Raw genomic sequence first — 2,982 nt, 5'->3', positions numbered from 1 at the left:
AAATTGTGTAACGTGCTTAACTAATGCCCTTTCTATTTCACGCTCCTGAGCCTCCTCAGTCAGACCCAAAAAATCAAAGCGATAGGGGTCTTTAATCGATTCACGGGCAAGATCGGAATCTGGCTTAGGCAAACGCTGCTCAAAATTAGAAACCCCATGACCCTGTCGCTCAATTAAGCGGGTTTCAATCTGCATCACCAGCACATTACGCGACCAATTGTTTTCTATAGCTTTTTGAGCGTACCAAATACGCTTTTCATTGTTGTCTAACTTATCTAAAAGTGCCAATTGATGATACCAGGGTAATTGTGCAAGCACCTCTTGCCCAAATTCAATATCTGTCCATGTATGGGCAAAGGCTCGCATATATTTAAGATTGCGTGGCGAAAAACCTTTCATCTGAGGAAATGCACTACGCAAATCATGGGCAAGGCGATCGATAACCTTGGCTCCCCAGCCCTGTTCAGCTTGCCGAGCCAAAATATCCCGCCCAATTTGCCAATAAAGCAAAACCAATTCACGATTAACGGCTAATGTCGCTTTTTGTTGGGCTTTATGGATTCGTTCCTTGAGTTCCCTCAACCAGATGTTATAGCCATCAGGCACATCGATCAAAGCAATAGGACGTTTTGATTTATTCATGCTTCAATCTCCGCCACGATCGCATCAATCTCAGCCCGCAAGCGATCAATCTTCGCCACAGTAGTTTTTAACTCAGTATTAAGCGGGGTAATGTCAACTTTTTCGCGAGTATCCTTGGCTTCCACATAGCTACTAACCGACAGATTGTAATCATTAGCGGCAATCTCTTCACAAGGCACCGTTCGGGCAAAGTGATCAACGTTTTCTTTGCTATCAAACACCCCCATAATTTCGGCAATATGGTCATCGGTCAGGGTGTTATTATTCGTTTCTTTTTTAAACAAGCCACTAGCATCAATAAACTGGGTGGTAGAGTCGGGCTTGTCCTTAAATAGCACCAAAACCGTCACAGCGATGCCAGTACCGAAAAACAGATTAGGCGCGAGGGCAATCACGGTTTCAACGTAGTTGTTATCTACCAGATACTTTCTGATTTTGGCTTCCGCACCGCCACGGTAAAAAATACCAGGGAAGCACATGATCGCCGCGCGACCACTGCTAGATAAATAACTCAAGCAATGCAGCACAAAAGCAAAATCAGCCTTAGAATTAGGCGCGAGTACACCAGCAGGCGCAAAGCGATCGTCATTAATCAGCGTCGGGTCATCACTCCCAACCCACTTCACGGAATAAGGCGGGTTAGAGACGATCGCATCAAAGGGCTTTTCATCCCCAAAATGCGGGTCAGTTAACGTATTCCCCAACTGAATATTAAACTTGTTGTAATTGATGTTATGCAAAAACATATTCATCCGCGCCAAGTTGTAGTTAGTATGGTTAATTTCCTGCCCATAAAAACCCTCTTCAATCCGGTGATCATCAAAATGCTTTTTAGCCTGCAACAGCAGCGAACCCGAACCACAGGCGGGGTCATAAATTTTATTAACACTGGTTTGCTGGTGCATGGCAAGCTGGGCAATCAACCGGGAAACCTGCTGCGGTGTAAAAAACTCGCCCCCCGATTTACCCGCATTAGCGGCATAGTTGGAGATCAGAAACTCATAGGCATCGCCAAACAGATCGATGTGGCTGGCATCAAAACCACCAAAATCCAGCCCTGCCACCCCTTTTAGTACCGCAGCCAGGCGCAGGTTTTTATCTTTAACCGTGTTGCCGAGGCGGTTGCTGGTGGTGTCAAAGTCAGCAAACAGCCCTTTGATATCTGGCTCGGAGGGGTAGCCATTGGCAGAGCTTTCAATCGCCGCAAAAATCGCAGCTAGGTCAGTGTTCAGGCTTTCGTTAGTGTTTGCACTAGCGGCGATGTTAGCAAACAACTGGCTGGGATAAATAAAGTAGCCTTTGGTTTTGATGGCATCATCTTTGAAGTCGTCAGGAATATCACTATCGGACAGCTTGGCATAGTCGATGCTGTCATCGCCGCCCTCGGCGTAGCTAGTAAAGTTTTCACTGATAAAACGGTAAAACAGCGTGCCGAGTACATATTGCTTAAAATCCCAGCCATCGACTGAGCCGCGCACATCATTGGCGATTTGCCAGATTTGGCGTTGCAGGGCGGCGCGTTGTTGGGTACTCGTCATTGTCCAAATTATGGTTCAAAGGTTTTGAATAATGGTCAGTGTGACCTCGGTTTTGTATTTTAGCAAGTATTAGGTATTATAATCCAGCGGTTCGAGATGTCGGGATACTCAAGGCTCACCATATCAGAGAGCCTCTGTGGGATTCTCGCACTGATGACCTAGGATTAGATCAGGGTAGAGCGATCGCGCCGTCCCTTGGCTCATTGGGAAAACATCTTTTTGACCAATGGAGCTTTATCGATGGTGTTTGGTCGAGAACAATTTGCCCTTCCTTACCCTGAAACTGGCAGGAAATTCGCGTCGGGTAGGCTTTCCCTTTTGTCGTCATTGGGGCAATAATCACCGTGGTAATATAACCGTTCATTTCATCCGGTGAGATAATCACACAGGGTCGTTTTTTCTGAATTTCACTGCCAATTGTGGGGTCAAGATTAACCAAAAAAACATCGAAATGCGATCGCTACCACTCCCATTCGCTTTGCTCCCAATCGGTACTGTTGACTGGATCGAGAAGAACATCATCTTGTTCTTTCGCCATTGCTGCAAAGGCTTGCTCCCAGCCTGTGCGTAACCGTCGTGCGTTGCGAATCGTGAGATGATCGCCCTCCACTTCGATTTCAACGTCTGTCTGAATACCACTTTGCTCTAAAAGCAGTTTAGGAATACGCACACCTTGGGAGTTGCCAATTTTAACGATTCGGGTTCTAATCATTTTGCTCATGCTGGGATGGCTTGAAAAGCAGGATGTAATTATAGCATTAGTCAAGGTGGTTAGGACGCAGCTTTGAGAACGGAATCCATG

Annotated in this window: 4 protein-coding genes; all 4 read right to left on the bottom strand. The window is 46.2% G+C overall.

Features of this window, described 5'->3' with window-relative positions:
* The coding region (locus P5683_RS23855) for a DUF1016 N-terminal domain-containing protein (protein WP_315641132.1) at positions 1–642 on the bottom strand (642 nt) is incomplete at its 3' end.
* Positions 639–2,180, bottom strand: a complete 1,542-nt coding sequence (locus P5683_RS23850) for a type I restriction-modification system subunit M (RefSeq protein WP_273247427.1) — start codon at positions 2,178–2,180, stop codon at positions 639–641. The genes P5683_RS23850 and P5683_RS23855, both read right to left, overlap by 4 nt.
* A 169-nt stretch (positions 2,181–2,349) precedes the next feature.
* Positions 2,350–2,619 (bottom strand): type II toxin-antitoxin system PemK/MazF family toxin, encoded by a 270-nt coding sequence (locus P5683_RS23845; RefSeq protein ID WP_315641131.1) that lies wholly within the window; start codon positions 2,617–2,619, stop codon positions 2,350–2,352.
* Positions 2,620–2,640: 21 nt separating this feature from the next.
* On the bottom strand, positions 2,641–2,982 hold a 342-nt coding region (locus P5683_RS23840; protein WP_315641130.1), incomplete at its 5' end, for an AbrB/MazE/SpoVT family DNA-binding domain-containing protein.

Origin of the sequence: Limnospira sp. PMC 1279.21, from assembly GCF_032349615.1 — a bacterium.
GTDB lineage: Bacteria > Cyanobacteriota > Cyanobacteriia > Cyanobacteriales > Microcoleaceae > Limnospira > Limnospira fusiformis.
This window is presented reverse-complemented; position numbering and strand designations above follow the sequence as displayed.

Excerpts from the sequence above, each read along its gene's own strand:
- P5683_RS23850 (WP_273247427.1), bottom strand. The coding sequence starts at position 2,180 with ATGACGAGTACCCAACAACGCGCCGCCCTGCAACGCCAAATCTGGCAA.